At 72.6% G+C, this 23,195-nt stretch carries 21 protein-coding genes and 2 pseudogenes; 12 read left to right on the forward strand and 11 right to left on the reverse strand.

All coding sequences use genetic code 11. The features are described 5' to 3' along the window. Positions 1 to 122 precede the first annotated feature (122 nt). Positions 123 to 809 (reverse strand): annotated as a pseudogene (locus WQO_RS20625) (hypothetical protein). 193 nt (positions 810 to 1,002) lie between these two features. Between WQO_RS20625 and WQO_RS20630 the strand changes: the two are divergent. After that, positions 1,003 to 1,530, forward strand: a complete 528-nt coding sequence (locus WQO_RS20630) for a hypothetical protein (RefSeq protein ID WP_029182320.1) — start codon at positions 1,003 to 1,005, stop codon at positions 1,528 to 1,530. A gap of 17 nt (positions 1,531 to 1,547) precedes the next feature. On the opposite strand, the gene WQO_RS20635 is transcribed toward WQO_RS20630, so the two are convergent. Genes WQO_RS20635 through WQO_RS20645 form a run of 3 tightly spaced genes read right to left on the reverse strand, consistent with a single transcriptional unit; the run spans position 1,548 to position 3,948 of the window. Continuing rightward, positions 1,548 to 2,324, reverse strand: a complete 777-nt coding sequence (locus WQO_RS20635) for an enoyl-CoA hydratase/isomerase family protein (protein ID WP_010060981.1) — start codon at positions 2,322 to 2,324, stop codon at positions 1,548 to 1,550. A 3-nt stretch (positions 2,325 to 2,327) separates the two neighbouring features. Continuing rightward, entirely contained in the window at positions 2,328 to 2,789 is a 462-nt protein-coding gene (locus WQO_RS20640; RefSeq protein WP_010060980.1) for a Zn-ribbon domain-containing OB-fold protein, read from the reverse strand. A gap of 10 nt (positions 2,790 to 2,799) precedes the next feature. Next, positions 2,800 to 3,948, reverse strand: coding sequence for a lipid-transfer protein (locus WQO_RS20645; protein ID WP_058954050.1), 1,149 nt, complete (start codon positions 3,946 to 3,948; stop codon positions 2,800 to 2,802). Between the two features lie 99 nt (positions 3,949 to 4,047). Between WQO_RS20645 and WQO_RS20650 the strand changes: the two genes are divergently transcribed. From WQO_RS20650 to WQO_RS20660, 3 genes are all read left to right on the forward strand, one after another. Then, a complete protein-coding gene (locus tag WQO_RS20650; protein ID WP_010060978.1) occupies positions 4,048 to 5,604 on the forward strand; it encodes a FadD3 family acyl-CoA ligase in 1,557 nt (518 codons plus the stop codon). A 77-nt stretch (positions 5,605 to 5,681) separates the two neighbouring features. Further along, positions 5,682 to 5,963, forward strand: coding sequence for a hypothetical protein (locus WQO_RS20655; RefSeq protein WP_032748546.1), 282 nt, complete (start codon positions 5,682 to 5,684; stop codon positions 5,961 to 5,963). Further along, complete coding sequence (locus tag WQO_RS20660; protein WP_010060975.1) at positions 5,963 to 6,358, forward strand: type II toxin-antitoxin system VapC family toxin; 396 nt, start codon at positions 5,963 to 5,965, stop codon at positions 6,356 to 6,358. The genes WQO_RS20655 and WQO_RS20660 overlap by 1 nt, the downstream gene beginning before the upstream one ends. Before the next feature lie 132 nt (positions 6,359 to 6,490). Here WQO_RS20660 and WQO_RS36435 read toward each other — a convergent pair whose 3' ends face one another. Further along, positions 6,491 to 6,652, reverse strand: a complete 162-nt coding sequence (locus WQO_RS36435; RefSeq protein ID WP_167552045.1) for a hypothetical protein — start codon at positions 6,650 to 6,652, stop codon at positions 6,491 to 6,493. Between the two features lie 189 nt (positions 6,653 to 6,841). Continuing rightward, on the reverse strand, positions 6,842 to 9,805 hold the full coding sequence (gene afsR, locus WQO_RS20665) for an SARP-family global regulator AfsR (protein ID WP_010060974.1): 2,964 nt from the start codon (positions 9,803 to 9,805) through the stop codon (positions 6,842 to 6,844). 290 nt (positions 9,806 to 10,095) lie between these two features. On the opposite strand from afsR, the gene WQO_RS20670 reads away from it, so the two are divergent. Further along, positions 10,096 to 11,316 (forward strand): amidohydrolase family protein, encoded by a 1,221-nt coding sequence (locus WQO_RS20670; RefSeq protein WP_010060973.1) that lies wholly within the window; start codon positions 10,096 to 10,098, stop codon positions 11,314 to 11,316. 86 nt (positions 11,317 to 11,402) lie between these two features. Here the strand turns inward: WQO_RS20670 and WQO_RS20675 are convergent, their stop codons facing one another. After that, positions 11,403 to 12,227: a MerR family transcriptional regulator gene (locus tag WQO_RS20675; RefSeq protein ID WP_058954051.1), complete on the reverse strand. Its 825-nt coding sequence runs from the start codon at positions 12,225 to 12,227 to the stop codon at positions 11,403 to 11,405. Positions 12,228 to 12,394: 167 nt separating this feature from the next. Then, positions 12,395 to 12,598, reverse strand: coding sequence for a cold-shock protein (locus WQO_RS20680; protein WP_003967102.1), 204 nt, complete (start codon positions 12,596 to 12,598; stop codon positions 12,395 to 12,397). A gap of 285 nt (positions 12,599 to 12,883) precedes the next feature. Between WQO_RS20680 and WQO_RS20685 the strand changes: the two genes are divergently transcribed. The 4 genes from WQO_RS20685 to WQO_RS20700 all read left to right on the forward strand — a co-directional run bounded on the left by WQO_RS20685 (position 12,884) and on the right by WQO_RS20700 (position 18,028). Continuing rightward, on the forward strand, positions 12,884 to 13,762 hold the full coding sequence (locus tag WQO_RS20685) for a menaquinone biosynthetic enzyme MqnA/MqnD family protein (RefSeq protein WP_010060967.1): 879 nt from the start codon (positions 12,884 to 12,886) through the stop codon (positions 13,760 to 13,762). Between the two features lie 294 nt (positions 13,763 to 14,056). After that, positions 14,057 to 16,090 carry a serine/threonine-protein kinase gene (locus tag WQO_RS20690; RefSeq protein ID WP_010060966.1) on the forward strand — a complete coding sequence of 678 codons (2,034 nt, stop codon included), beginning with the start codon at positions 14,057 to 14,059 and terminating at the stop codon, positions 16,088 to 16,090. Positions 16,091 to 16,161: 71 nt separating this feature from the next. Then, positions 16,162 to 17,361, forward strand: coding sequence for a cyclic dehypoxanthinyl futalosine synthase (gene mqnC / locus WQO_RS20695; protein ID WP_010060965.1), 1,200 nt, complete (start codon positions 16,162 to 16,164; stop codon positions 17,359 to 17,361). A 7-nt stretch (positions 17,362 to 17,368) separates the two neighbouring features. Beyond that, the gene (locus WQO_RS20700) at positions 17,369 to 18,028 is read left to right on the forward strand and encodes an imidazolonepropionase-like domain-containing protein (RefSeq protein WP_010060964.1); all 660 of its coding nucleotides are present in this window, start codon (positions 17,369 to 17,371) and stop codon (positions 18,026 to 18,028) included. Between the two features lie 20 nt (positions 18,029 to 18,048). Here WQO_RS20700 and WQO_RS20705 read toward each other — a convergent pair whose 3' ends face one another. From WQO_RS20705 to WQO_RS20715, 3 genes are read right to left on the reverse strand one after another with little or no spacing between them, the layout of a single operon-like run. After that, a complete protein-coding gene (locus tag WQO_RS20705; RefSeq protein WP_029182318.1) occupies positions 18,049 to 19,122 on the reverse strand; it encodes a DUF3152 domain-containing protein in 1,074 nt (357 codons plus the stop codon). After that, positions 19,119 to 20,057, reverse strand: coding sequence for a hypothetical protein (locus WQO_RS20710; protein ID WP_010060961.1), 939 nt, complete (start codon positions 20,055 to 20,057; stop codon positions 19,119 to 19,121). Before WQO_RS20710 ends, WQO_RS20705 begins: the two co-directional genes overlap by 4 nt. A gap of 9 nt (positions 20,058 to 20,066) precedes the next feature. After that, positions 20,067 to 20,576: a SigE family RNA polymerase sigma factor gene (locus WQO_RS20715; protein WP_010060959.1), complete on the reverse strand. Its 510-nt coding sequence runs from the start codon at positions 20,574 to 20,576 to the stop codon at positions 20,067 to 20,069. A 688-nt stretch (positions 20,577 to 21,264) separates the two neighbouring features. Here WQO_RS20715 and WQO_RS20720 point away from each other — a divergent pair. The 3 genes and pseudogenes from WQO_RS20720 to WQO_RS20730 all read left to right on the forward strand — a co-directional run. Further along, a pseudogene (locus tag WQO_RS20720) lies at positions 21,265 to 21,498 on the forward strand (ABC transporter ATP-binding protein); the annotation flags it as partial. Positions 21,499 to 21,545: 47 nt separating this feature from the next. Then, a complete protein-coding gene (locus WQO_RS20725) occupies positions 21,546 to 22,469 on the forward strand; it encodes a TauD/TfdA dioxygenase family protein (protein WP_010060955.1) in 924 nt (307 codons plus the stop codon). Between the two features lie 30 nt (positions 22,470 to 22,499). Next, positions 22,500 to 23,192 carry a demethylmenaquinone methyltransferase gene (locus tag WQO_RS20730; protein WP_010060953.1) on the forward strand — a complete coding sequence of 231 codons (693 nt, stop codon included), beginning with the start codon at positions 22,500 to 22,502 and terminating at the stop codon, positions 23,190 to 23,192. Positions 23,193 to 23,195: the final 3 nt, after the last annotated feature.

Consider the following 23,195-nt stretch of genomic DNA (forward strand, 5'->3'; position numbering starts at 1 on the left):
TCTTTGTCCTCAATCGCCGGACGGGCTTGATTTTCCCGCCCGTCCGGCGAACACCCAGCCGGTCGGGCGCACACCCAGCCCGTCCGGCGATTGAGGACGGAACCCTTGACGGGGGCGGGGCGTCAACCCTGCGGAGGGGGCGGCGGCCGGTGGGGCGGGTGTACCGGGTCCCGGGGGTCGTCCTCCGGGTGCGGGGCGGCCTGCGGATAGGACCGCGTACGGGGGTCACGGGGATCGGGCCCCGTGTACGGGTCCACCTCCGGCTCCGGCTACGGCGACGTCTGCACGGACATCCCCGGCTCCTGCGTCGGCGGCCACGTGTCCACCTGATCCGCCGCCGGCACGGCGAACGGCTCCACCGGCTCCCGCTCCCGGGCCGCCCTCCGCTCCCGCCGGCTCCGCCGGCCACTCATCAGCAGCGCCCCGATCAGCATCAGCACCCCGCCCGCCAGTGCGTTGGCCACCCCCACCTGCAGCCCCGCCCCGTCCCCGCCCACCACCAGCGACCCCGCGGCCTGCCCCTGGCGGACCATCCACAGGATCGTGAAGCCGAGCACCACCAGGCCCGCGAGGGCGACCACGAGCCGGGACCGGAGCACCACACCCAGAACCACCAGCAGCGCCGCCGCCAGGAACGGCAGCAGGACCGAGACCAGCACCCCCGACTCCACGGGGGTGATCCCCTCGAAGAGGTCCCGCACCCGGTAGTCGTGCCCGACCCGCCCGCCGTACCAGTCGCGGAACGGGCTCAGCACGGCGGAGGCGGCCCCGGCCAGGGCGACGACGGAGCCGAGGACGTTGCGGATCATCGTCAGGCCTCCAGGGCGTACGTGAGCGGCCCCCGCCACCGACGCTACGCCGGGACGATCACCCCCGCCACGCAGACCATGACCAGGCCGTGACAGGGTCATGACCTGAACAGGGAGTCCCGCACGGCATGCTGAGGGTCACAACGCACGCCACCGGCTCGATACGGCAACGAAACCCAAGGGGGCTGCATCCATGATGCGGCGACAGATGAAGCTCGCGGCGGTCCTGGTCGTGGTGGTCCTCGCGCTCACCGGATTCTCGACCGCCAGCAGCGGCGGCAAGGGCAAGAGCGGCAAGAGCAGCAGCTCGGGCGGCGGTGGCTGCTCCAGCTCCAAGAAGAGCAACAACGGCTACCGCGACACGGACTACGACGACGACTACGACGACTCCTCGTCCTCCGGCTCGTCCGGCTCCTCCTCGACCCCGACGCCCACCGCGTCCGACGCCCTCGACGTCCGGGTCATCCGCTGTGCCGCACCGCGCAAGGGCAAGCGCAAGGCGGTCACCTCGTCACTGATCGAGGTTCATTCGAACGACCGGTACACGCAGGCGTACGAGATCGACGTGCGGTTCGTCGACGCCCGCGGCAACACCGTGGACACGGCCGAGGCCACCACGACCCTCGGCAGCGGCGAGGAGGACACCCTCACCGTACGGATGGACAGCCCCGGCAAGGTGTCCAAGGTCAAGCGCTGCGAAGTGACCGCCAAGGCGGTCTGACCGCACGGCACACCCGCTCACCGCACCCGAGGCGCCCCGCTCGCACCCCGCGCCCCGAACAGCTCCGCCTGCCGGTCCGGGGGCAGGTTGCCCAGGGCGATCAGCGCCGGGGCCCGGGCCATCGCCTGGGTCCTGGCCGCCTCCTTCGCGGACCACACCGCCCGGACCGTGCCCTGCACCGCGTCCGTCGGGTATCCGGCGATCACGGCCGCCGACCGCAGCGCCGCCGCCACCGCGCCGCCCGGCTCCGTCACCTCGCTGACCAGCCCGACCGCGTACGCCCGCTCGGCGCTCACCCGTTCCGCCGTGCCCATCAGGGACATCCGGGCGACCTCCCCGTACGGCATCCGCTGGGCCATCGCGATCGCCTCGTACGCCGAGACCATCCCGTACGTGGTGTGCGGGTCGAAGAACGTGGCCTCCCGGGACACGACGACGAACTCCGCCTCGCCCAGCAGGTAGAACGCCCCGCCGCACGCCATCCCCTCCACCGCCGCGATCACCGGCTTCCACAGGTCGTTCGCCTTGGGCCCGATGCGCAGGAGCGGGTCGTCGACGGCGTACGGGGAGGGAGGCTGCGGGACCTCGACCCCCCGGTCGATTCCCGTACAGAAGGCCCGCGTTCCGGCCCCGGTGAGGACGGCGGCCCGGACGCTCTCGTCGTACCGCAACTCCTGCCACAGCGATGCGAGTTCCCCGGCGGTCTCCAGGTCGATCGCGTTGAGCTTCGCCGGCCGGTCGAGGGTGACGAGCACGACCCCGGCCGCCGCCTCCCGTTCGATGCGCAGCGCCACCGCTCACCGCTCCAGGAGCCAGCGGACCAGCGTGACCGAGCCGCTCGGCCCCGCCGGGCAGAACGCGGCCCGAACCGGGGCCCCGATCCGCAGTCGCGCCGGGTCGACGGAGTTGAGCGGCGCGTCGGGGGAGGCGACGACGTTTCCGGCGAGGCGGATCTGCGGGGCGTCGGCCAGCTCCACCAACACCGCGTTGTACGGGGCCTGTTCGGCGTACGCGGGAAGGAGTGGCGGGTGCGGGATGACGTACGACCAGAGCCGCCCGCGCCCGCTCATCAGCCGCCACTCACTCGGGAAGGACCCGCAGCGGGGGCAGCAGGGGCGGGGCGGGAAGCGGAGTTCGCCGCAGGCGGGGGACGCGCAGGCCTGGACGCGGAGTTCGCCCCGGGCGGCGTACTCCCAGAAGGGCGCGCCGTCCTCGTCGACGACGGGCAGCAGCAGGGAATCGGCATCGGGCATGCTCATGGGGATTGCCTCAACTCCTCAGCAGAACGGCAGATGTCGGCACGCCCTCACCAGCGGTGACCAGGCACGTGGCGGCGTCCGGCACCTGGGCGGTGGAGGTGCCGCGCAGTTGCTTGACGCCCTCGGTGATGAGGTTGAAGCCGTGGACGTACGCCTCGCTCAGCCCGCCCCCGCCGGTGTTGACCGGCAGCCGTCCGCCGCTCTCCAGCGCCCCGCCCTCGGTGAACGCGCCGCCCTCGCCGCGCGCGCAGAATCCGTAGCCCTCCAGGGAGAGCGGGACGAGTGGGGTGAACGCGTCGTAGATCTGGGCCACATGAACGTCGTCCGGTCCGAAGTCGGCCTGTTTCCAAAGCTGTCGGGCTGCTGTCCAGGCGGGTCCGGTGAGCGGGTCGTCGTTCCAGTAGTTGACCATCCCGTGGTGCTGGGCGGGCAGCCCCTGGGCGACGGAGTGGAGATAGACGGGCTTCTGCCGGCAGTCGCGGGCGCGCTCGGCGGAGACGATGACGCAGGCCAACGCCCCGTCCGTCTCCAGGCAGTTGTCGAAGAGGCAGAGGGGTTCGCTGATCCAGCGTGAGGTCATGTACATCTCGCGGGTCAGCGGCCGGTCGTACATGATCGCGTCCGGGTTCTGGTTGGCCCGGTTGCGGCAGGCGAGGGCGACGTTGAAGAGGTGGTCGCGGGTGGCGCCGTACTCGTGCATGTAGCGCCGGGCGAGCATGCCGATCTCGTCGGCGGGCCGCAGCAGCCCGTAGGGCCGGGTCCACTGGGCGGGGGTCGGGAGCTGAACTGCGGTGTTCTTCCACGGCCGTGGGCCCGACCCGCGCTTCCGTGACCGCCAGGCGACCCCGACGCTCGCCTGCCCCGTGGCGATCGCTGCGGCGAGGTGGCCGAGGGTGGCGCAGGAACCCCCGCCTCCGTACCCGACCTTGCTGAAGAAGGTGACGTCCCCGGCCCCGATCGCCTTGGCGACCTCGACCTCGTCGGTCTCCTCCATGGTGTACGAGGCGAAGCCGTCGACCTCCGACGGGGCGATGCCCGCGTCGTCGAGGGCGGCGAGGACCGCCCGGCAGGCGAGGGTCTTCTCGGACTCCGGGAGGCGTTTCGCGAACGCCGTCTGCCCTATCCCGGCTATCGCCGTCGCGTCCTTGAGCGTCGCCATCCGCTGACCTCCCGCACTGTCGCGCCTGCTGACAGCGGCAGACGCTACCGCTAATCTGACGGATAGTCAGCTAGTGCGGCGGCGGAAGGCGGGCGCGTGATGCGCGGCGACGAGGAGTGGGGCAGCATCCCGGGGCTGGTACGGGCGGCGGCGAGGCGGCACGGCCCGGCCGAGGCGGTGGCCGACGGCCGCACCCGGCTCTCGTACGCCGAACTGGGGGACCGGGTGGAGCGCGCGGCGGCCGCGTGCATGGCCGCCGGGGTGGAGCCGGGCGACCGGGTGGCGATCTGGGCCCCGAACACGACGGAGTGGATCGTCTCGGCGCTCGGGGCGGTGGGTGCGGGCGCGGTGCTGGTCCCTCTCAACACCCGCTTCAAGGGCACGGAGGCGGCGTACATCCTGCGGCGCAGCCGGGCGAGGCTGCTGTTCGTCACGGGGACGTTCCTGGGCACGTCGTACGTGGCGTCGCTGCGCCGGGCGGAGGTGAAACTGCCGGACCTGGAGCGGGTGGTGGTGCTGGCGGACACGGCTCCCGAGGACTACACGAGCTGGCCGGACTTCCTGGCGGCGGGGGAGGGGGTGGAGTCCTCCGCCGTACGGGAACGAGCGGCGGCGATCGCCCCGTCGTCCCCCTCCGACATCATCTACACCTCGGGCACGACGGGCGCGCCCAAAGGCGCGGTGATCACGCACGCCCAGACGCTGCGCGCGTACGAGATCTGGAGCGAGCTGGCGGGCCTGCGCGAGGGCGACCGCTACCTCATCGTCAACCCGTTCTTCCACACCTTCGGCTACAAGGCGGGGATCATCGCCTGCCTGATGCGGGGGGCGACGATGGTGCCGCAGCCGGTGTTCAACGTGGACACGGTGCTGGCGAACATCGCGGCGGAACGCATCTCCGTCCTCCCCGGTCCGCCGACCCTCCACCAGTCCCTGCTGGACCACCCGGCACGCGGGGCGCACGACCTCTCCGCCCTGCGCCTGGTGGTGATGGGCGCGGCGGTGGTCCCCCTCCAGCTGGTGGAACGCCTGCGCAACGAACTGCACATTGCCACGGTCCTCACGGCGTACGGCCTCTCCGAGGCGAGCGGCATCGTCACGATGTGCCGCCGGGGCGACGCACCGGAGATCGTGGCGACGACCTCGGGCCGCGCGATCCCCGGCACCGAGATCCGCGTCCTGGCGGCCCCGGGCGCTCCGGGCGAGGTCCAGGTCCGCGGCTTCACCGTGATGAGCGGCTACTTCGAGGACCCGGACACCACGGCCGCCACGATGACCGAGGACGGCTGGCTCCGCACCGGCGACGTGGGCGTCCTGGACGGGGCGGGCAACCTCAGGATCACGGACCGGATCAAGGACATGTTCATCGTGGGCGGCTTCAACGCGTACCCGGCCGAGATAGAACAGCTCCTCGGCCTCCACCCGGACGTGGCCGACGTCGCGGTCATCGGCGTCCCGGACCCCCGCCTCGGCGAGGTCGGCAAGGCGTACGCGGTCCGCCGCCGGGGCGCGGCGCTCACCGCGGACGACCTGATCGCCTGGTCCCGCCGCGAGATGGCGAACTTCAAGGTCCCGAGAACGGTGGAGTTCGTCCCGGAACTCCCGCGCAACGCGAGCGGCAAGGTGGTGAAGGGGGAGTTGCGGGGGCGGGGGTAGGGGAATGTTTGTTCGGCTTCGCTGGATGGGGTGAGTGCGGCTGGGGCCGGGGTGGTATCGGCGGTATGGTCGAGAGTATGGCAACCAAGAAGTACACGGTGACCCTGCCGGAGGAGCTGGCGGAGGAGATCCGCGCGGAGGTGGGTCCCGGGGCCTTCAGTGCCTATGTCACGCGGGCTGTAGAGCGTCAGCGTGAGCATGATCGGCTGGGGGAGCTGGTGGAGCGCCTGGAGGGTGAATACGGGCCTGTCACCGACGCCGACCTGACGGCGGCCGAAGCCGAGCGTCGTGAGATCGAGCAGTGGTTCGCCGACCAGGAGGCGGATGTCCCCGCGCGCCAGGATGCGGCGGCTGACTGATGCCGGACATCAGTTACGTACTGGACTGTGAGGCCGTCTCGCGGGCGACCCTCGGTGACCCGGAGATGAAGAGCCGCCTCAAGGACGCCCACCGGGCGGGCATCCGCGTGGTGACCAGCGCGATGACTCTGGTCGAGGCGTACCACAGCAAGATCCGGCGGCCGGTGTGGGACTGGGCGATGTCCGGCATCGTCGTCGAACCCGTCACCAAGGGCCTCGCCGACGAGGCGATCCGTCTCCTCCGCGAGGCCGGCCTCCGCGGCCACAAGTACGCCATCGACGCGGTGCTCGCGGCGCTCGCGAATCGTCAGCAGGGCCGGACGGCGCTGTTCACGTCCGACGTGGACGACATGGGGAAGCTGTGCGCGAAGAGGGTTCAGGTGCGCGGCCTGTAGGCACCACTCCCGGACACGGGTGAGGGGCCCGAGCGTTTCCCCCGTCTCGGGCCCCTCACACATTCCCCCGTACCGCGACCGCGGCGGCTCCCCCTCGGCGTCGCCGCGGCAGTTCTTCGTCACCCCGTCCGGCTAGGGCTGCTCTCCGGACATGTGGTCGTCCTGGGGCTTCGCGACGTTCTTGTCGGCACCGGACATGTGGTCGTCCTGAGGCCTGACGACGCCCTTGTCTCCGCCGGACATGTGGTCGTCCAGAGGCTTCGGCTTGATCGTGGGCTTGTTGATGTCGCTCATGGTTCGCTCCAACATGGATCAGCGGACAAGGCCGGAAAGCCCGTCCGGCGACTCCCCCGGAGGTCGCCGGACGGACTGGGGCCGCCAATCTAACGCCGCGGCCGCCGGGAGAATCCGTCTGCCCCCCGACGCGACGGATTCCTGGTGATGAGAGTGCCGTGGGGGGATAAACGAACGATGAACGCCCTGTCAGGGGCACCTTTGGTCCATGCGCTGGGGCGACAGGAGGGTGCGCACCTCCACTGCTTCCTGCGAGCCGTGGTTCTCGAAGATCGTCAGAGCTTCGACCCAGCACGCATGCCCCCGGTCCACTTGACCCAGGAGTTTCAGAGCCTTGCCCAGGACGGTCAGCACCGTTGCGCGCCGCCACTCCCCGCCGATACCCCGGAGCGCGATGGCCTGCTCGGCATGCGCGGCAGCCTGAGCCGAACGGCCGGCGAGAAGGTGCAGTTCAGCCAGTCGGAAGTGCGTCATTCCTTCCCAGAGCGGCTGACGGCTCTCATGGAAGATGTCGAGGGCTTCGGAGAGCTGGGTGAGCGCCTCATCCAGCTCTCCCGCCTGGGTGAGGGCGATGCCCAGGGCGTAGCGCCCGTTCGCCAGACGCAGACTCAGTCCCTGACGGTCGTATATGTCGACCCCTTGCCGGGCCAGGGTCACCGCGCCGCCCGTCCGGCCCATGGCCAGCTGTGCCCGCGACAGGTTGCAGAGGGCGCTCGCTTCGCTCGGCCCATTGCCGTCGCTCCTGAAACTTGCGATAGCCACCCGCAGGTACTTCTCCGCCTCCGCGTAGCGGCCTTGGTAGACCGCGATGAAGCCGCGGGTGTTGGCAGCGTACCCGCCTGGAATCGGATCCTCGTTGGCCTCGGAGAGGGCCATGGCCTTCTCGGCCTCTTCCTCGGCCTCGTCGAACCGGCCCGCGAAGTGGAAGACGTTCGTCAGGGCCGTGCGAGCCCTGCCCTCGGCATGGACATCGCCCGTACGGACCGCGGCGGCGAGCACGGCCTGAGCGGCCACCTCGTACCGCCGGGAGTTGGCCCCGGATTCAGGCAGGTCCTTCGCGGCCAGCAGCAGGTCGGCCGCCCGCCGCAGTGAAGCCGAGTCGGTGCACTGGTGGGCGCAGGCCAGGACGCACTCCGCCTCCGTGTGGATCCAGTCCAGCGCCGGGCCCCGCTGCTGGAACACCAGCCCGGGCCGGTCGACGCGCGCCAGGTGGTCCACCAGCCGGTCCCCCGGCCGCTCCAGCGCATACACCCCCGCAGCCGTCGCCAGATAGAAGTCCAGCAGCCGCGACAACGCCGACTCCCGCTCCGCCGCCCGCTCGTCCCGCTCCGCGCACGCACGCGCGTAGAGGCGCACCAGGTCGTGGTAGCGGTAGCGGCCCGGGGCGGCGGACTCCACCAGGCTCGTGTCGACCAGGGCCTCCAGGAGGTCCTCCGCCGCGTGCGGGTCCAGGTTCAGCAGGGCGGCGGCCGCGGCGAGGGAGATGTCCGGGCCGTCCGCGAGGCCCAGGAGGCGGAAGGCCCGGGCCTGGGCCGGTTCCAGCTGGCCGTAGCCGAGTTCGAACGTGGCCTTCACCGCGAGGTCCCCCGCCTGGAGCTCGTCCAGGCGGCGGCGCTCGTCGGCGAGCTTCGCGGCGAGGACCGACACCGTCCAGGTGCGGCGCGCCGCCAGGCGGGAGGCGGCGATGCGGATGGCCAGGGGCAGGAAGCCGCACGCGGCCACCACGTCCAGAGCCGCCTCCCGCTCCGAACCCACCCGCTCCGCGCCCACGATCCGGGTGAAGAGCTGGAGTGCCTCCTCCGGCGACATCACGTCCAGGTCCACCAGATGCGCCCCGGCCAGGTCCACCATCCGCACCCGGCTCGTCACCAGCGCCGCGCACCCCGGCGTACCGGGCAGCAACGGGCGGATCTGGGCCGCGTCATGGGCGTTGTCCAGGAGGATCAGGATGCGGCGGCCGTCCAGCGTCGAGCGGTACAGCGCCGCCCGCTCGTCCAGCGTGTCCGGGATCGCCGAGTCCGCCGTGCCGAGAGCGCGCAGGAACGAGCCGAGGACCGTCTCCGGCTCCGCCGCCCGCGCCCCCGCGCCCTGGAGGTCGACGTACAACTGCCCGTCCGGGAAGTGCCGGCGGGCCTGGTGGGCGACGTGTACCGCCAGTGTCGTCTTGCCCACGCCCCCGATCCCGGCCACCGCCGAGACCGCCATGACCGAACCTTCCGCCGTGGCCAGTCGACTGCTCAGCTCCGTCACGAACGCGGACCGGCCGGTGAAGTCGGGCACGGTGGCCGGGAGCTGCGCCGGCCTCAACGGCGCGGGCGCCGGCGCCGGTTCGTCCGCCGGGCGGGCCAGTTCCTCGTCGGCGCGCAGGATCCGCCGCTGGAGCTGGGCCAGTTCGGGGCGCGGGTCCACCCCCAGCTCCTCCGCGAGGAGCCGCCGCGTGTCCGCGTACACCGCGAGCGCCTCGGCCTGCCGGCCGCTGCGGTACAGCGCCACCATCAGCAGCTCGCGCAGCCGCTCCCGCAGCGGGTGCGCCGCGGTGAGCGCGGTCAGCTCGGACACCGCCTCCGCGTGGCAGCCGACCTCCAGGTCCAGGTCGAGCCGCGTCTCGGTGAGCTGGAGCCGCCACTCCTCCAGCCGGGTCCGCTGGTTGTCCGCGTACGGGCCGGGCACGGAGGCCAGTGCCTCGCCGTCCCACAGGCCCAGCACCTTGTTGATCAGGGTGCGCGCCTGGCACCGGTCCCCGGTCGCCCGCGCCTTCTCCGCCTCGGCCGCCAGGTCCTGGGCCAGGGTGAGATCCAGCGCGCCCCGGTCGATCCGGATCGCGTACCCGCCCGACTCGCTCACCAGCGTGTCCTGGCCCAGGATCTTGCGCAGCCGGGAGGCGTACGTCCGGATCGTGGCCAGCGCCTGCGAGGGCGGGTCCTCGCCCCAGAACGCGTCGATCAGCTCGCCCGCGGTGGCCGTCCGGCCCTCGCGCAGCAGCAGCGCGGTCAGCAGGGCGCGCTGCTGGGGCGAGCCGGAGGAGAGCAGATCCGAACCACGCCAGGCCCGTACGGGGCCGAGCACGGTGAACCTGAGGGCGTCCGCCGTAACCGGATTCTCCGGAGCACGCTGCTCCGGCACGCGCACGCGTGGCCCGCTGTCACGGTCCATTGATGCCCCCTGTCCTGCTCGCCTGCCGGTCCCGCTCGTCTGCGGATCCTGCCGGTGGTGCCCGCGCCCGGATGTCCGCCCTGCGCCGAAGTGCGGTGTGCATCCGGATGGCGCGGTACCGCTGGTATCGCGCTCAACAGTCTGCCTTGTCCCGGGCGGGCTCGTCAGCAGTGGGTGACGCTCTGCACAAGCCCTCGACAACGATTCGGGAACCACGCCCGGTGCCCTGCCCGTCGCGAATGCGCGCACAATTGCTGACGGGTCGTCAGATCGGCGCTACCGTGGAACGCATGGAGACCTTCCCGAAGATCATCTCGGTGGATGACCACACGGTGGAGCCCGCTCATGTCTGGCGGGACCGGCTCCCGTCCAGGTACGCGGACTCCGGGCCGCGCATCGTCCGCGCACCGCTGAAGGAAATGACCTTTCTGGGCGGAAAGTTCGCACCCGTGATGGGCGCCAAGGGCGACGACGGGCCGGTGGGCGACTGGTGGGTGTACGAGGACCTGCACCGCCCGCTCACCCGCCTGGACACCGCCGTCGGCTACGACAGGGACGAGATCAAGCTGGAGATCATCACCTACGAGCAGATGCGTCCCGGCTCCTTCTCGGTCCCGGACCGGCTCGCCGACATGGACGTCAACCACGTCCAGTCCGCGCTCTGCTTCCCGACCTTCCCGCGCTTCTGCGGGCAGACGTTCACCGAGGCGAAGGACCGCGAGCTGGGGCTCCTGGGGGTGCGCGCCTACAACGACTGGATGGTGGAGGAGTGGTGCGGCCCCGAGGCGCACGGCCGCCTCATCCCCCTCACCCTCATCCCGCTGTGGGACGCGGAACTCGCCGCCGCCGAGGTGCGGCGCAATGCCGCGCGGGGCGTGCGCGCCGTCGCGTTCTCCGAGATACCTCCCCATCTCGGGCTTCCGTCCATACATGCGGACGACTGGGATCCGCTCCTCGCGGCCTGCGACGAGACGGGCACCGTCATCGCCATGCACATCGGCTCCTCGTCACGCATGCCGTCCACGTCCGCCGACGCGCCGCCCGCCGTCGGCTCCACCATCACCTTCGCCAACTGCTGCTTCTCGATGGTCGACTGGCTGATGAGCGGCAAGTTCGAACGCTTCCCCAACCTGAAGATCATGTACGCGGAGGGGCAGATCGGCTGGATCCCCTACATCCTGGAACGCGCCGACGTGGTCTGGGAGGAGAACCGCGCCTGGGGCGGCGTCGCCGACAAGGTCCACCGCCCGCCGTCCGAGCTCTTCGCCGAGCACGTCCACGGCTGCTTCTTCGACGACGCCTTCGGGCTGAAGAACCTCGACGCGATCGGCGTCGGCAACGTCCTGTACGAGACGGACTACCCGCACTCCGACTCCACCTGGCCCCGCTCCCGCGAGGTCGGCGAGGAGCAGATGGGCCACCTCGCCCCGGACGTCGTCGACCGGATCGTGCGCGGCAACGCCATCGACCTGCTGGGGCTCACGGAGGACGGGCTCTGGGCGGGCCCTTGAGCCTGCGGTGGGTACGGGGAGGAGGCCGTGCCCCTCCGCCCGTACGGGGAGGGGACCGTGACCCCCTCCCCGTACGGGCGGCCGCGTCAGACCCTCGCCACCGGCTCCTGAAGTTCCGTCACCCACTGCTCCCGGTCCGGCGGGCACTCCAGGTTGACCTCGCGGGCGTACCCCGTGGAGCGGTAGCCGTTGGCCTCCAGCCAGCGGGCCAGGGTGTGGGCCGCCGGCAGCACGTCGTCCATCGCGCCCCGGTGCACGATCGCCGCCGCCTCGAACGCCGGCAGCTCCACCACCCGCACCCCCGTGTCCCCGACCGCGCCCACCGGGCCGGATACCGTCACCCCGGCGTGCACGACGATTCCGCCGCCCCCGGGCTCGTCCTCGTACCGGGCGATGCCGGGGCCGGTGGGCCGGACGCCCGCGCCCTCCAGGAGCGGGAAGAGCCGCTCGTACAGCGGGCCGATCACCGGCCCGATGTCCTCGGGCTGGTAGCTGGCGGCCGTCCCGGTCAGCTCGGCCACCCGGACCGCCGGAACGGTCTTGATCACGACGTCGTCGGCAGGCATGTGCCCCTCGCTCTCGATCGACCGGAGCCTCGCCTCGACCCGGGCCAGCCGCGCCGTAGCCGCTGCCGCGGCCTCGGCCAGCTCCGCCCGGCGCAGCCGCAGCATGCCGCGCAGCTCCTCCGGGCCCACCTGCTCGTCCAGGACCGCCCCCACCTGCTGGAGCGTGAAGCCGAGGTCCTTGAGCGCGATGATCCGGTTGAGCCGGGCGAGCTGGGCGGCGCCGTAGAGGCGGTAGCCGGTGGCGGGGTCGGTGCGGTCCGGGCGCAGCAGCCCGATGGCGTCGTAGTGACGCAGCATCCGGGGCGACACCCGTCCGTACCTGGCGAAGTCTCCGATGGTGAACATGATGGCTCCACTGCACCCCTTCACACAGGGTCAAGGTCAAGCGCGGCGCGGGACCGGACCGGACGACCGGACCGTATACAGGCAGGAGCCCCGTTCCTCCGCCGAAGCGGGGGAGCGGGGCTCCTTGGGTACTGCTAGGTGCGGCCGCGATCGGCCGACCCGGGCAACTAGGCCGGGGTGACGTTCTCAGCCTGCGGACCCTTGGGTCCCTGAGTGACGTCGAAGTTCACGACCTGGTTCTCCTCGAGGGAGCGGAACCCGGACGCGTTGATCGCGGAGTAGTGAACGAAGACATCCGGGCCGCCGCCGTCCTGGGCGATGAAGCCGAAGCCCTTTTCAGCGTTGAACCACTTGACGGTTCCGGTAGCCATAAGCCCTCCTTGGGCCAAAGGGTTGCCCTGCTCCAGAACCTGCAAACAAGTCTGAAAACTACAAAAGCCTGCGGGTTACATGCTCCGCAGGCTCTGTACTGCAAGGGAAACCAAACTGCAACTTGCGGGCGAGCCTAGCACGCAGTCTCCGGAGAGCGGTAGAGGGAAAGATCACTTCACCCGAAGGTTTGATCGACCCGCCGGGCGTCCCGCGAGAGGCCCGTGAAAAGGGGCTGCGCGGGCCCCGGTGGTGCTCGTGGCCGGATGCGGGTCTAGCCTCGCGATGTGGACAATTCAACCGTCTCCCCCCGCGAAGGCGACGACCGTCGCAGCCGGCCCCGCGTCGGCCACATCCAGTTCCTGAACTGCCTCCCCCTCTACTGGGGCCTGGCGCGGACGGGAACCCTGCTCGACCTGGAGCTCTCCAAGGACACCCCGGAGCGGCTCAGCGAGCAGCTGATCCGGGGAGACCTGGACATCGGCCCGGTCACCCTCGTGGAGTACCTGCGCAACGCCGACGACCTGGTGGCCTTCCCCGACATCGCGGTCGGCTGCGACGGGCCCGTCATGTCCTGCGTGATCGTCTCCCAGCTCCCGCTGGAGCAGCTCGACCGGGCCCGGGTGGCGCTCGGTTCGACCTCCCGCACCTCGGTGCGGCTGGCCCAGCTGCTGCTGGCCGAGCGCTACGGCGTCCGGCCCGACTACTACACCTGCCCGCCGGACCTGGGCCTGATGATGCAGGAGGCGGACGCCGCCGTGCTGATCGGCGACGCCGCGCTGCGCGCCAATCTGCACGACGCCCCCCGGCTCGGGCTCCAGGTCCACGACCTGGGCCAGATGTGGAAGGAGTGGACGGGGCTGCCGTTCGTCTTCGCCGTCTGGGCGGCCCGCAAGGACTTCCTCGCCGCGCACCCCGAGCGGGCGGCCCAGGTCCACGAGGCGTTCCTGGCCTCCCGGGACCTCTCCCTGGAGGAGGTCACCAAGGTCGCGGAGCAGGCGGCCCGCTGGGAGGCCTTCGACGCGCAGGTGCTGGAGCAGTACTTCACGACGCTCGACTTCCGCTTCGGCCCGGACCAGCTGGCCGGCGTCCACGAGTTCGCCCGCCGTACGGGCGCGGACACCGGCTACCCGGCGGACGTCCGGGTGGAGCTGCTCGGCGGCTGAAGCCGGCGGCCCCGCCCGGGAAAGGGGGGAATTCCCTTATCCCCTTCCCGGAACAGGTCTGCCGGATAGGCGTACCGGGCAGTGAATGGTGGGTTGCGGAACAACACATTCGCGCCTTTCCCCGGGGCGAAAAGATCCCCTCCTGACCGGAGAAGGGGGAATGGTCCGGCCGTTTCCCGGTGACCGCGCCGAAGGAGCCCCCTAGGCTTCGGTCCGGGTCCGGACCGACCACAGGGATTACCGTCCACGGTTTCACCGTCCGCAGGGATCACAGGGTTCACAGGGGGAGTCCATATGCAGCCGCTGGAAGCGGGCGAACCGCACACCATCGGTGCCTACCGGCTGCTCGGCAGGCTCGGCGCGGGCGGCATGGGCCGGGTCTATCTCGGCCGCAGCGCGGGCGGACGTACGGTCGCGGTCAAGGTGGTCCACCCCCACTTCGCCCTCGACGAGCAGTTCCGCGCCCGGTTCCGGCGCGAGGTGGAGTCCGCGCGGCGGATCGGCGCCCAGTGGACGGCCCCGGTCCTGGACGCCGACCCGGACGCCCCGGTGCCGTGGGTCGCCACCGGTTACGTCGCGGGCCCCCCGCTCTCCCAGGCGATCACCGAGCACGGCCCGCTGCCCGAACACGCGGTACGCACCCTGGGCGCGGGCCTGGCCGAGGCGCTCGCCGTCGTCCACGGGCAGGGCATCGTCCACCGCGATGTGAAGCCCTCCAACGTGCTGCTCGCCCTGGACGGCCCCCGCCTCATCGACTTCGGTATCGCGCGGGCCCTCGGCGCGGCCGTCTCGCTCACCTCCTCCGGGGTCTCCGTCGGCTCGCCCGGCTACATGGCGCCCGAGCAGATCCGGGGCCGGGACGTCTCCGGCGCGGCCGACGTCTTCTCGCTGGGCGCGGTCATCGCGTACGCGGCGACCGGCGCCGCCCCCTTCCCCGGCGACTCCTCCGCCGTCCTCCTCTACAAGGTGGTCCACGAGGAACCCGAACTGGGCGATCTGGAGGGCGAGCTGCGCGAGGTGGTCGCGGGGTGCCTCGCCAAGGACCCGGCGCAGCGCCCCGCCCCGGCCGACCTCGCCCGGGCGCTCGCTCCCGGCGGGGCGGCGGCGATGGTGGCGGGCGGCTGGCTGCCGGGCCGGCTGGTGCGTGAGGTGAGCCGGTCCGCGGTGGCGCTGCTGGACCTGGAACCGCAGGACGCCCCGGTGCAGTCGGGGCCGGTGCCGTTCAGCAGCGCGTCGCTGGGGGCGGGGGCCGGGGCCGGGCATCGCCCCTGGCCCGGGGAGGCCGCACCGGGCCGGGCCGACGCATCCGGCCCGCCCGCCCCGGACCCGCGGGAAGCGTCATACGGGACGCCGCGTCCGCAGGAAGCGCCGGGCGAAGCGGAGGCGTCGCGTCCAGCGCCGGGTGAAGCGGCAGCGGAAGCGCCGCGTCGGGCGCCGGGTGACGCGGCTCAGGACGACGTGCCGTTCCGGACGCCGCATCCGCAGGACGACGCGTACGGGACGCCGCATCCGCAGGACGACTACGGGACGCCGCCGCCACCGCCGCCCCCGATGACTCCGCGTGCCACGTCCGCCCCCACCGCACCCCCGCCCCCGGCGCACGCCGGGACCTACCGGCAGGGCGGCGACGGCACGCACGGCGCGAGCGGCCTGCCGGGGCAGCGCGGCGGCGACCCCCGCCTCTCCCTCACCGTCAGCGCCGAGAACCGGCAGACCCCCGGCGAGCGCCGCGGCCGCCGGGTCAGCTGCACCGTCGCCCTGGCCGTCGCGGGCGCGCTCGCGGCCGTCACGATCGGCACCGGTCTGCTCGACGGCCTCTTCCCGGGCAGCGACGCCGACCGGGACCGGGGCAGCGACGCCGCCGCGACCCCGTCGAGGTCCGCCTCCCCGCCCGCCGGGGAGAAGCCGACACCCACCGAATCCGGCGCCGACGCGAGCGAGGCCCCGGCCGCCGCCCTGCCGAAGGCGTACGTCGGCACCTGGAAGGGCCCGGTCACCGAGAGGACGACCGGCCAGCCCCACGGCACGCTCACCGCCGTCTTCACCGAGGGCGAGCGCGGGGAGCGGGTCGTCCGGATGAGCACGACCATCTCCCAGCTCGGCATCACCGTCACCTGCAACAGCGTCGGCACCCTCACCTCCGGCACCGCGAAGGAGCTGAACATCCGCGAGGCCACCGACCCGGACCGCCCCAGCACCCCCGGCCTGTGCACCGCCACCGAGGCCGACCTCGTCTTCCGCCTCGCCGACGACGGCACCCTGGACTACCGCTCGAAGGAACGCGCCGCGGGGCTCCCGTACGGGAAGCTCACCCGGTCCGGCGACTGATCGCGCAAGGGGCTGGCGTACGCTGGATCGGTCCGTGGATCCTCAAAAAACCGCCGAAAGGTGACAGCCCGGTGACCGAGAAGGCCGACCTTCAGCCCGTCCTCGACCGAGCCGCCGAAGGCGGTCGGATCACCCCGGAGGAGGCGCTCGACCTCTACCGGTCCGCGCCGCTGCACGCGCTGGGCGCCGCCGCCGACGCCGTACGCCGCCGCCGCTACGCCGGTACGGAGCACATCGCGACGTACATCATCGAGCGCAACATCAACTACACCAACGTGTGCGTGACGGCCTGCAAGTTCTGCGCCTTCTACGCCCCGCCCAAGGCCACCGACAAGGGCTGGACCCGCGACCTCGACGACATCCTGCGCCGCTGCGCGGAGACCGTGGAGCTGGGCGGCACCCAGATCATGTTCCAGGGCGGCCACCACCCGGACTTCGGCGTGGAGTACTACGAGGAGCACTTCTCCGCGATCAAGAAGGCGTACCCGCAGCTGGTCATCCACTCGCTCGGCGCCTCCGAGATCGAGCACATGGCCCGGATCTCGAAGGTCTCCGCCGAGGAGGCCATCAGCCGCATCCACGCCGCGGGGCTCGACTCCTTCGCCGGCGCGGGCGCCGAACTGCTGCCCGCCCGGCCGCGCACCGCCATCGCCCCGCTCAAGGAGTCCGGTGAGCGCTGGCTGGAGATCATGGAGATCGCGCACGGCCTCGGCGTCGAGTCGACCTCCACCATGCTGATGGGCACCGGCGAGACCAACGCCGAGCGCATCGAGCACCTGAGGATGATCCGGGACGTCCAGGACCGTACGGGCGGCTTCCGCGCCTTCATCCCGTACACCTACCAGCCGGAGAACAACAAGCTGAAGGGCCGCACGCAGGCCACGCTCTTCGAGTACCTGCGGATGATCGCCATCGCCCGGCTCTTCCTCGACAACGTCGCCCACATCCAGGGCTCCTGGCTCACCACCGGCAAGGAGGTCGGCCAGCTGTCGCTGCACTACGGCGCCGACGACCTCGGCTCGATCATGCTGGAGGAGAACGTCGTCTCCTCGGCCGGCGCCAAGCACCGCTCCAACCGGCTGGAGATCATCGACCTGATCCGCAAGGCGGACCGGGTCCCCGCCCAGCGCGCCACGACGTACGAGCACCTCGTCGTGCACGACGACCCGGCGAACGACCCGGTCGACGAGCGCGTCGTCTCGCACATCTCGTCCACCGCGATCGAGGGCGGCACGGCCCACCCGGAGCTGAAGCTCCTCAACGCCAACTGATCCTGCCGTGCTGACGATTCACGCCGCGCCCCTGGTCCTCCCGGTGGGCGCGGCGGCCGTCGCGGACGGGGCGGTCGCGGTGGACGGCGACCGGATCGCCGCCCTCGGCCCGTACGAGGAGGTCGCCGCCGCGCACCCGGCCGCCCGGGTCCGCCGCTGGCCCGGCCTCCTCACCCCCGGACTGCGCCAGGACCGGGCCCGGGAACTGCTCACCCGCTGCTACCACCCGGACCCGCGCGAGGCCGACGAGCTGGGTGAACTCCCGCTGTGGGGAAAGGAGTTCGCGCGGCTGACGGCGACGATGGACGCGACCCGGCGGGCGGGCAGCGTACGGCGCGGGCTCCAGCGGATGCTGCGCCACGGCACCACGCACCTGGCGGGCCCGTTCGGCGCGGACGACCCGGCGCTGCGCACAGCCGTCGCCCGGTCGGGCCTGGTCGTCCAGGTCGCGCCGTCGCCCGTTCCGGTACGGGAAGGGGTGCCGGACCTGGACCCCTTCGCGGCGGGCGGCGATCTGGCCCGTACCGCGCACGGCCCGCTGACCGTCGGCGGCCGGGCCGACCTCGCGGTCTTCGACGTGCCCGACGAGGCGGCGCTGTACGGGGGCGGGCCCCGGCCCTGCGTGGCGACCGTGCTCGCGGGGCGGCTGGTGCACCGCGCCCGCTGAGGCCGGTGCACCGGCGGGCGTCACGGCACCTTCGGGCCGCCCAGGTAGCGTCCCTTCGCGTCGTACGGCCAGGCGTTGGCGACGCAGCCCTTCAGACCGTCGATCTGCTGCATCATCGCGGGCGCGGGACGCCCCTTGCCCGGGCAGGTCTCATGGCCGCGCCCCAGCCAGTGGCCGACCTCGTGGTTGACGATCAGCGCCCGGTACGCGGAGACGGGCCCGTCGAACTGCGGTGAACCGAGCTGCCAGCGCTTCAGGTTGACCATCACCTTCTCGCCGCCCCGGCAGTTGACCTCGCCGCGCGTGTTCAGGCCGTACGCGCCGCACTCCCGGTCGGTGGTCGCCGGGGTGGCGATCCGGATCACGAGCCCGGCCGACCCGTCGGCGACCTGGCGGAACGAGCGCTCGCCGCCGTGGCTCCAGCCGCGCGGGTCGGCGAGGACGGCGGCGATGTCGGCGGCGGCCCGGTCGGGGTCGACGCCGATGCCGTTCTCCACCTCGATCCGGTACGCGCTGCCCCTGCCCTTCGACGTGACGCCCGCACGGGCCACGGTGAACGTGCCGGGCCCCGAGGCGGGGATGTCCTCGGGGCCGAGGGCGTCACCTTCCCGGGACGCGTCCGTGCCGGCGGAGCCGGACGGAGTCGGGGTGGGGGTCGGCGGGGGAGTGGGCTCGGGGGCGTCCTCCAGCGGCTCGGAGGCGTTGTCCGGTCCGCCCGCCGGGTTCGTACGGGACGGGGCCGCGTCGGCCGGGCCGCCGCCGTGCTGCCAGGGCCGGCCGACGAGGAGCGCCGCGCCCGCCACCACCGCGAGCACCAGCACGGCCAGCGAGAGAACCCGCCGCCGGTTCCGCTGCCGCCGCCGCACCCGCGACCGCGCCGCCGACCGGGACCGGGGAGCGGAGGCCGACCGGGACCGGGGGCCGGAAGCGGACCCGGAGCGGGCGCCGGGGCCCGAACGGGCAGCGGGCGGCGAGCCGTTGCCGGTGGCGCCCGGAGCCCGGGGCGCCGGCACGCGCAGCCGGAACGTGTCCTCGTCGCGGACCGGGTCCCCGTACGCGGGCGGCAGCGTGCCGGTCGTGCGGCGGCGCGTCACGAGGCGCCCCCGCCCCACGCCACCGGGTTCTCGTCGGCGTACGCGATCAGCTCCCGGAACCGCGGGCTCTCGGCGACCCGGACGAGGTCCCCGGCGGTGACGGGCGTGCCGCCCGCCCCGGACCGCGCGGGCGACACCGACAGCGTCACCGTGCTGCGGCCGGACCGGTACTGGAGGGAGACCTCGGTGACCGCCCGGTCGGCGACGGCCTGCCGGTAGGCCCGGGCGGGGGTGCCGTCGTCCAGGGTGAGGGCCGCGCAGGTCAGCCCCTTCTCCGGGATGTCGCGGCAGGCGGGCTCGGGGCTCCCCGGATCCGGGAGCACCGAGAGCCGGACGGTGTGCACGACGCCGCCGCGCCGCCCCGCATAGCTCCCCGGGTCGTCGTCGGCCGGCCGGACGTCCCCGACCGACGCGGGCAGCAGCGCGTCCAGGGCCCGGGCCGCCTGCTGCCGGAATTTCTCCAGGTGCTCGGCCTCCTCGGGGCCGAGCCCGGGCGGGACCGACAGGGAGGGTGCGGGCGGCCCGGGGGGAGCGGGCGGCACGGCCGCGGACTCCGTCGGCACGGGGGTGGCGGTGGGGCTCGGCATGTCGGGGGGTTGCTCCGTACGTCGGGGGGACGGGGTGGGCGGGGAGGCGGGCAGGGAGAGGGACGGTCCGGCGGGCGAAACGGGTTCCGGGCCCGACAACAGCCGGGGGCCGAGCACGGAGAGGCCCAGGGTCAGCGCGGTCACCGCGACGAAGGCGCCCGCGACCGTGTACCCCCGGCTCCTGGCCCGCCGCCGGTGGCCCTCCCGGACGGCGTCGGACACCAGATCGGGCTGGAGGGACAGGGCGCCGACCGTCCGGTGCAGGGCCTCCCGGAACAACTCCTCGTCCCGGGAAGGCTCTTCGTCACGCGTACGGGGCGGCAGGTGCTCGTGCGGTTCAGGGGTCATGGCCGGCCCTCAGCTTCCGGTGGAGTAGAGCTGGACGTCGCCCATCCGGGCGCGCAGGCGGACGAGCGAACGCGAGCACTGGCTCTTCACCGTGGACTCGCTGCACCGCAGCAGCGACGCCACGGTCTCCACGCTCAGGTCGTCCCAGTAGCGCAGGACGACCATCGCCCGCGCCCGGGGCGGGAGTTCGGCGAGGAGGGCGAGCAGGGTGACCCGGAGGTCGGCGCCCGGCGCCGGATTGGGCTGCGGGCGGGGCGCGTTGCGGTGGTGGGCGAGTAGATCCCGTACGGAGCGGCGGCGTTCGGCCACGAAGGTGCGCACCAGCACGGTCTTGGCGTAGGCGTCGAGGTTGTCCGCCCGGCTCGCCCTGCGCCAGTGCTGGAACAGCTTGGCGAGCGTCGTCTGCGTCAGGTCCTGCGCACCCTCGGTGTCTCCGCACAGCAGGTAGGCCGTCCGGTAGAGGCGGCGCTGCCCGGTCCTGGCGTACGCCTCGAACGCGGCGCGCTCGCCGTCCGCCATGGCGGGCTGAGCCCCTGCCGGCATCCGCCCTCCTCTCTCGCTCTCCTCGACTCCCACCCGTTACAGAGCACCCGTGTGCCGAAAAGGTTGAAGAGGAGTGAAGATCAGTTCGAGACGGTGTGTGCCCGTCCGCCGACGGGTCCGCGGGCCCGGCCACAGGTCACCGGGCCCGTCCACGTACCGGTCCCGAGGTGTCTCACTCCCTGGCGGATCCTGGTGCGGGCGCGAAGCGCTGTGCTAGAACAGCGCCCGTGACAGTCGATCGTTTTCTGGTGGAGTGCCTCCACATCGATCTCTGCCGCGTCTCCAGCGCATCCTGTTGATGCCGGCCGCGGCATCCTTCGCGATGCCCACGTGATGCCTGCGCGCGTCCCCGGTATCAGCACCTCGAGCGCTTTCCACGCCTTCCGCGCCTGATCCCCTCCGGGGCCCGCCCCTCGCATCGTCGCGTTCCCAGCGCCGCCCCTCGCGTGTCCTTCCGGCCTGCCTCCCGCAGGTCCGGCGACGCTCCATGACCCCGGAGACCCCTCCATGCCGACCTCCCCGTCCCTGCGGGAACGGACCGCCGAAGCCGCCGATCCCGTACCTTCGGGCCCGCCGAACAAGGGCGACGGCCGCCGACGCCGTCCCGAACGCGCCGCCCTGCTGCGCCGGATCGGGCTGCGCGTCCTTGCGCTCGCCGTCCTGCTCGGTGAGCGCCGAGACCGGGACCACGTCGGTCTTCGTCACCCACAGCGTCGACGAGGCGGTCTTCCTCGGCACCCGCGCGATCGTCCTCACCAACCGTCCGGGGACCGTCGCCCTGGACATCCCCGTCGGCCTGCCCCGGACCGGCCCCGACCCCGACGAACTGCGCGGGCTGCCCGCGTACGCCGCGCTGCGCGCCGAGATCGGCACAGCGGTACGCGAAACGGCCAGCTGACACCCCCGTACGAGCCGGCACTTCCGTACGACGAGAGGAGAAGGATCATGACCACCGCGACGACCCCCGTCCTGCGCGACCACCGCATCCCCGCCGACGGCCTGTACGAGGGCCCGCGCGAGCTGCGCCGGGTCCCGGAGGGCTGGGCCGACCGCCCGTACGAGCGCTTCCGCCTGGTCCCGCTCGGCCGGGTCATCGGGGCGGAGATCCACGGCGTCGACCTGTCCCGCCCGCTGGACGCGGCCGTGCGCGCCGAGCTGGACCGGGCGCTGCTGGAATGGAAGGTGCTGTTCTTCCGCGACCAGCACCTCACCTCCCAGCAGCAGCGGGCGTTCGCCGGGCTCTGGGGCGAGCTGGAGACCAACCCGCTCCTCGCCACCGGCGACGACCCGGAGGTCGCCCGGCTCGACCGCACCACCGTCCCCACCTTCGAGAACGTCTGGCACACCGACGTCACCTTCCGCGAGCGCCCCGCCCTCGGCGCGGTCCTCCAGCTGCGCGAGGTGCCTCCGGTGGGCGGCGACACGCTGTGGGCGGACATGGCGGCCGCGTACGACAACCTGCCCGATGAGGTGAAGGAGCGCATCGAGGGAGCGCGGGCGGTGCACGACTTCATCCCCGGCTTCGCCCGCTTCTACCCGCCGGAGCGGCTGGCGGCCCACCAGGAGGAGTTCCCGCCGGTCGAGCACCCGGTGGTGCGCCTCCATCCGGTCACCGGCCGCCGCACGATCTTCGTCAACGCGTCGTTCACCACGCGGATCAGGGGCTTCGCCCAGGAGGAGAGCGACCGGCTGCTGCGCCTGCTGTTCCAGCAGGCGCACGCCCCGGAGTTCCAGGTGCGGTTCTCCTGGCGGGCGGGCGACGTCGCGTTCTGGGACAACCGGGCAACCCAGCACTACGCGGTCAACGACTACGCCCCGCACCGCCGGGTCGCGGAGCGCGTGGCCATCGCGGGCGACCGCCCTCACTGATCCCGGGGGTGCGGCTGCTTGAATGGAAGGGTGACCCGAGCCTCCCTGGAAAAGCAGCCGCACGAAGTCGCCTCGATGTTCGACGGTGTGGCGGCCAACTACGACCTGACCAACGACGTGATCTCGCTCGGCCAGGCCCGGCTGTGGCGCAAGGCGGTCGCGGCGGCGGTCGACGCCCGCCCCGCGCAGAAGATCCTCGACCTGGCGGCGGGCACCGCGACCTCCTCGCAGCCCTTCGTGAGGGCGGGCGCCTACGTCGTGCCGTGCGACTTCTCGCTCGGCATGCTCAAGGTCGGCAAGGAGCGCCACCCGTGGATGCCGTTCACGGCAGGCGACGGGATGAAGCTGCCGTTCAGGGACGAGACGTTCGACACCGTCACGATCTCCTTCGGGCTGCGCAACATCCAGGACACCGAGGTCGCGCTGCGCGAGCTGTACCGGGTGACGAAGCCCGGCGGCCGGGTCGTGATCTGCGAGTTCTCCCAGCCGACCTGGACCCCGTTCCGCACGGTCTACACGGAGTACCTGATGCGGGCGATCCCGCCGGCCGCCCGCGCGGTGTCGTCCAACCCGGACGCCTACGTCTACCTCGCCGAGTCCATCCGCGACTGGCCCGACCAGCCCGCCCTCGCCGCACTGCTCCAGAAGGCGGGCTGGTCGAAGGTCGCATGGCGCAACCTGACCGGCGGCGTGGTGGCCCTGCACCGGGCCACCCGCGCCTGAGTC

The sequence above is a fragment of the Streptomyces globisporus C-1027 genome, assembly GCF_000261345.2.
In the GTDB taxonomy this organism is placed as follows: Bacteria; Actinomycetota; Actinomycetes; order Streptomycetales; family Streptomycetaceae; genus Streptomyces; species Streptomyces pakalii.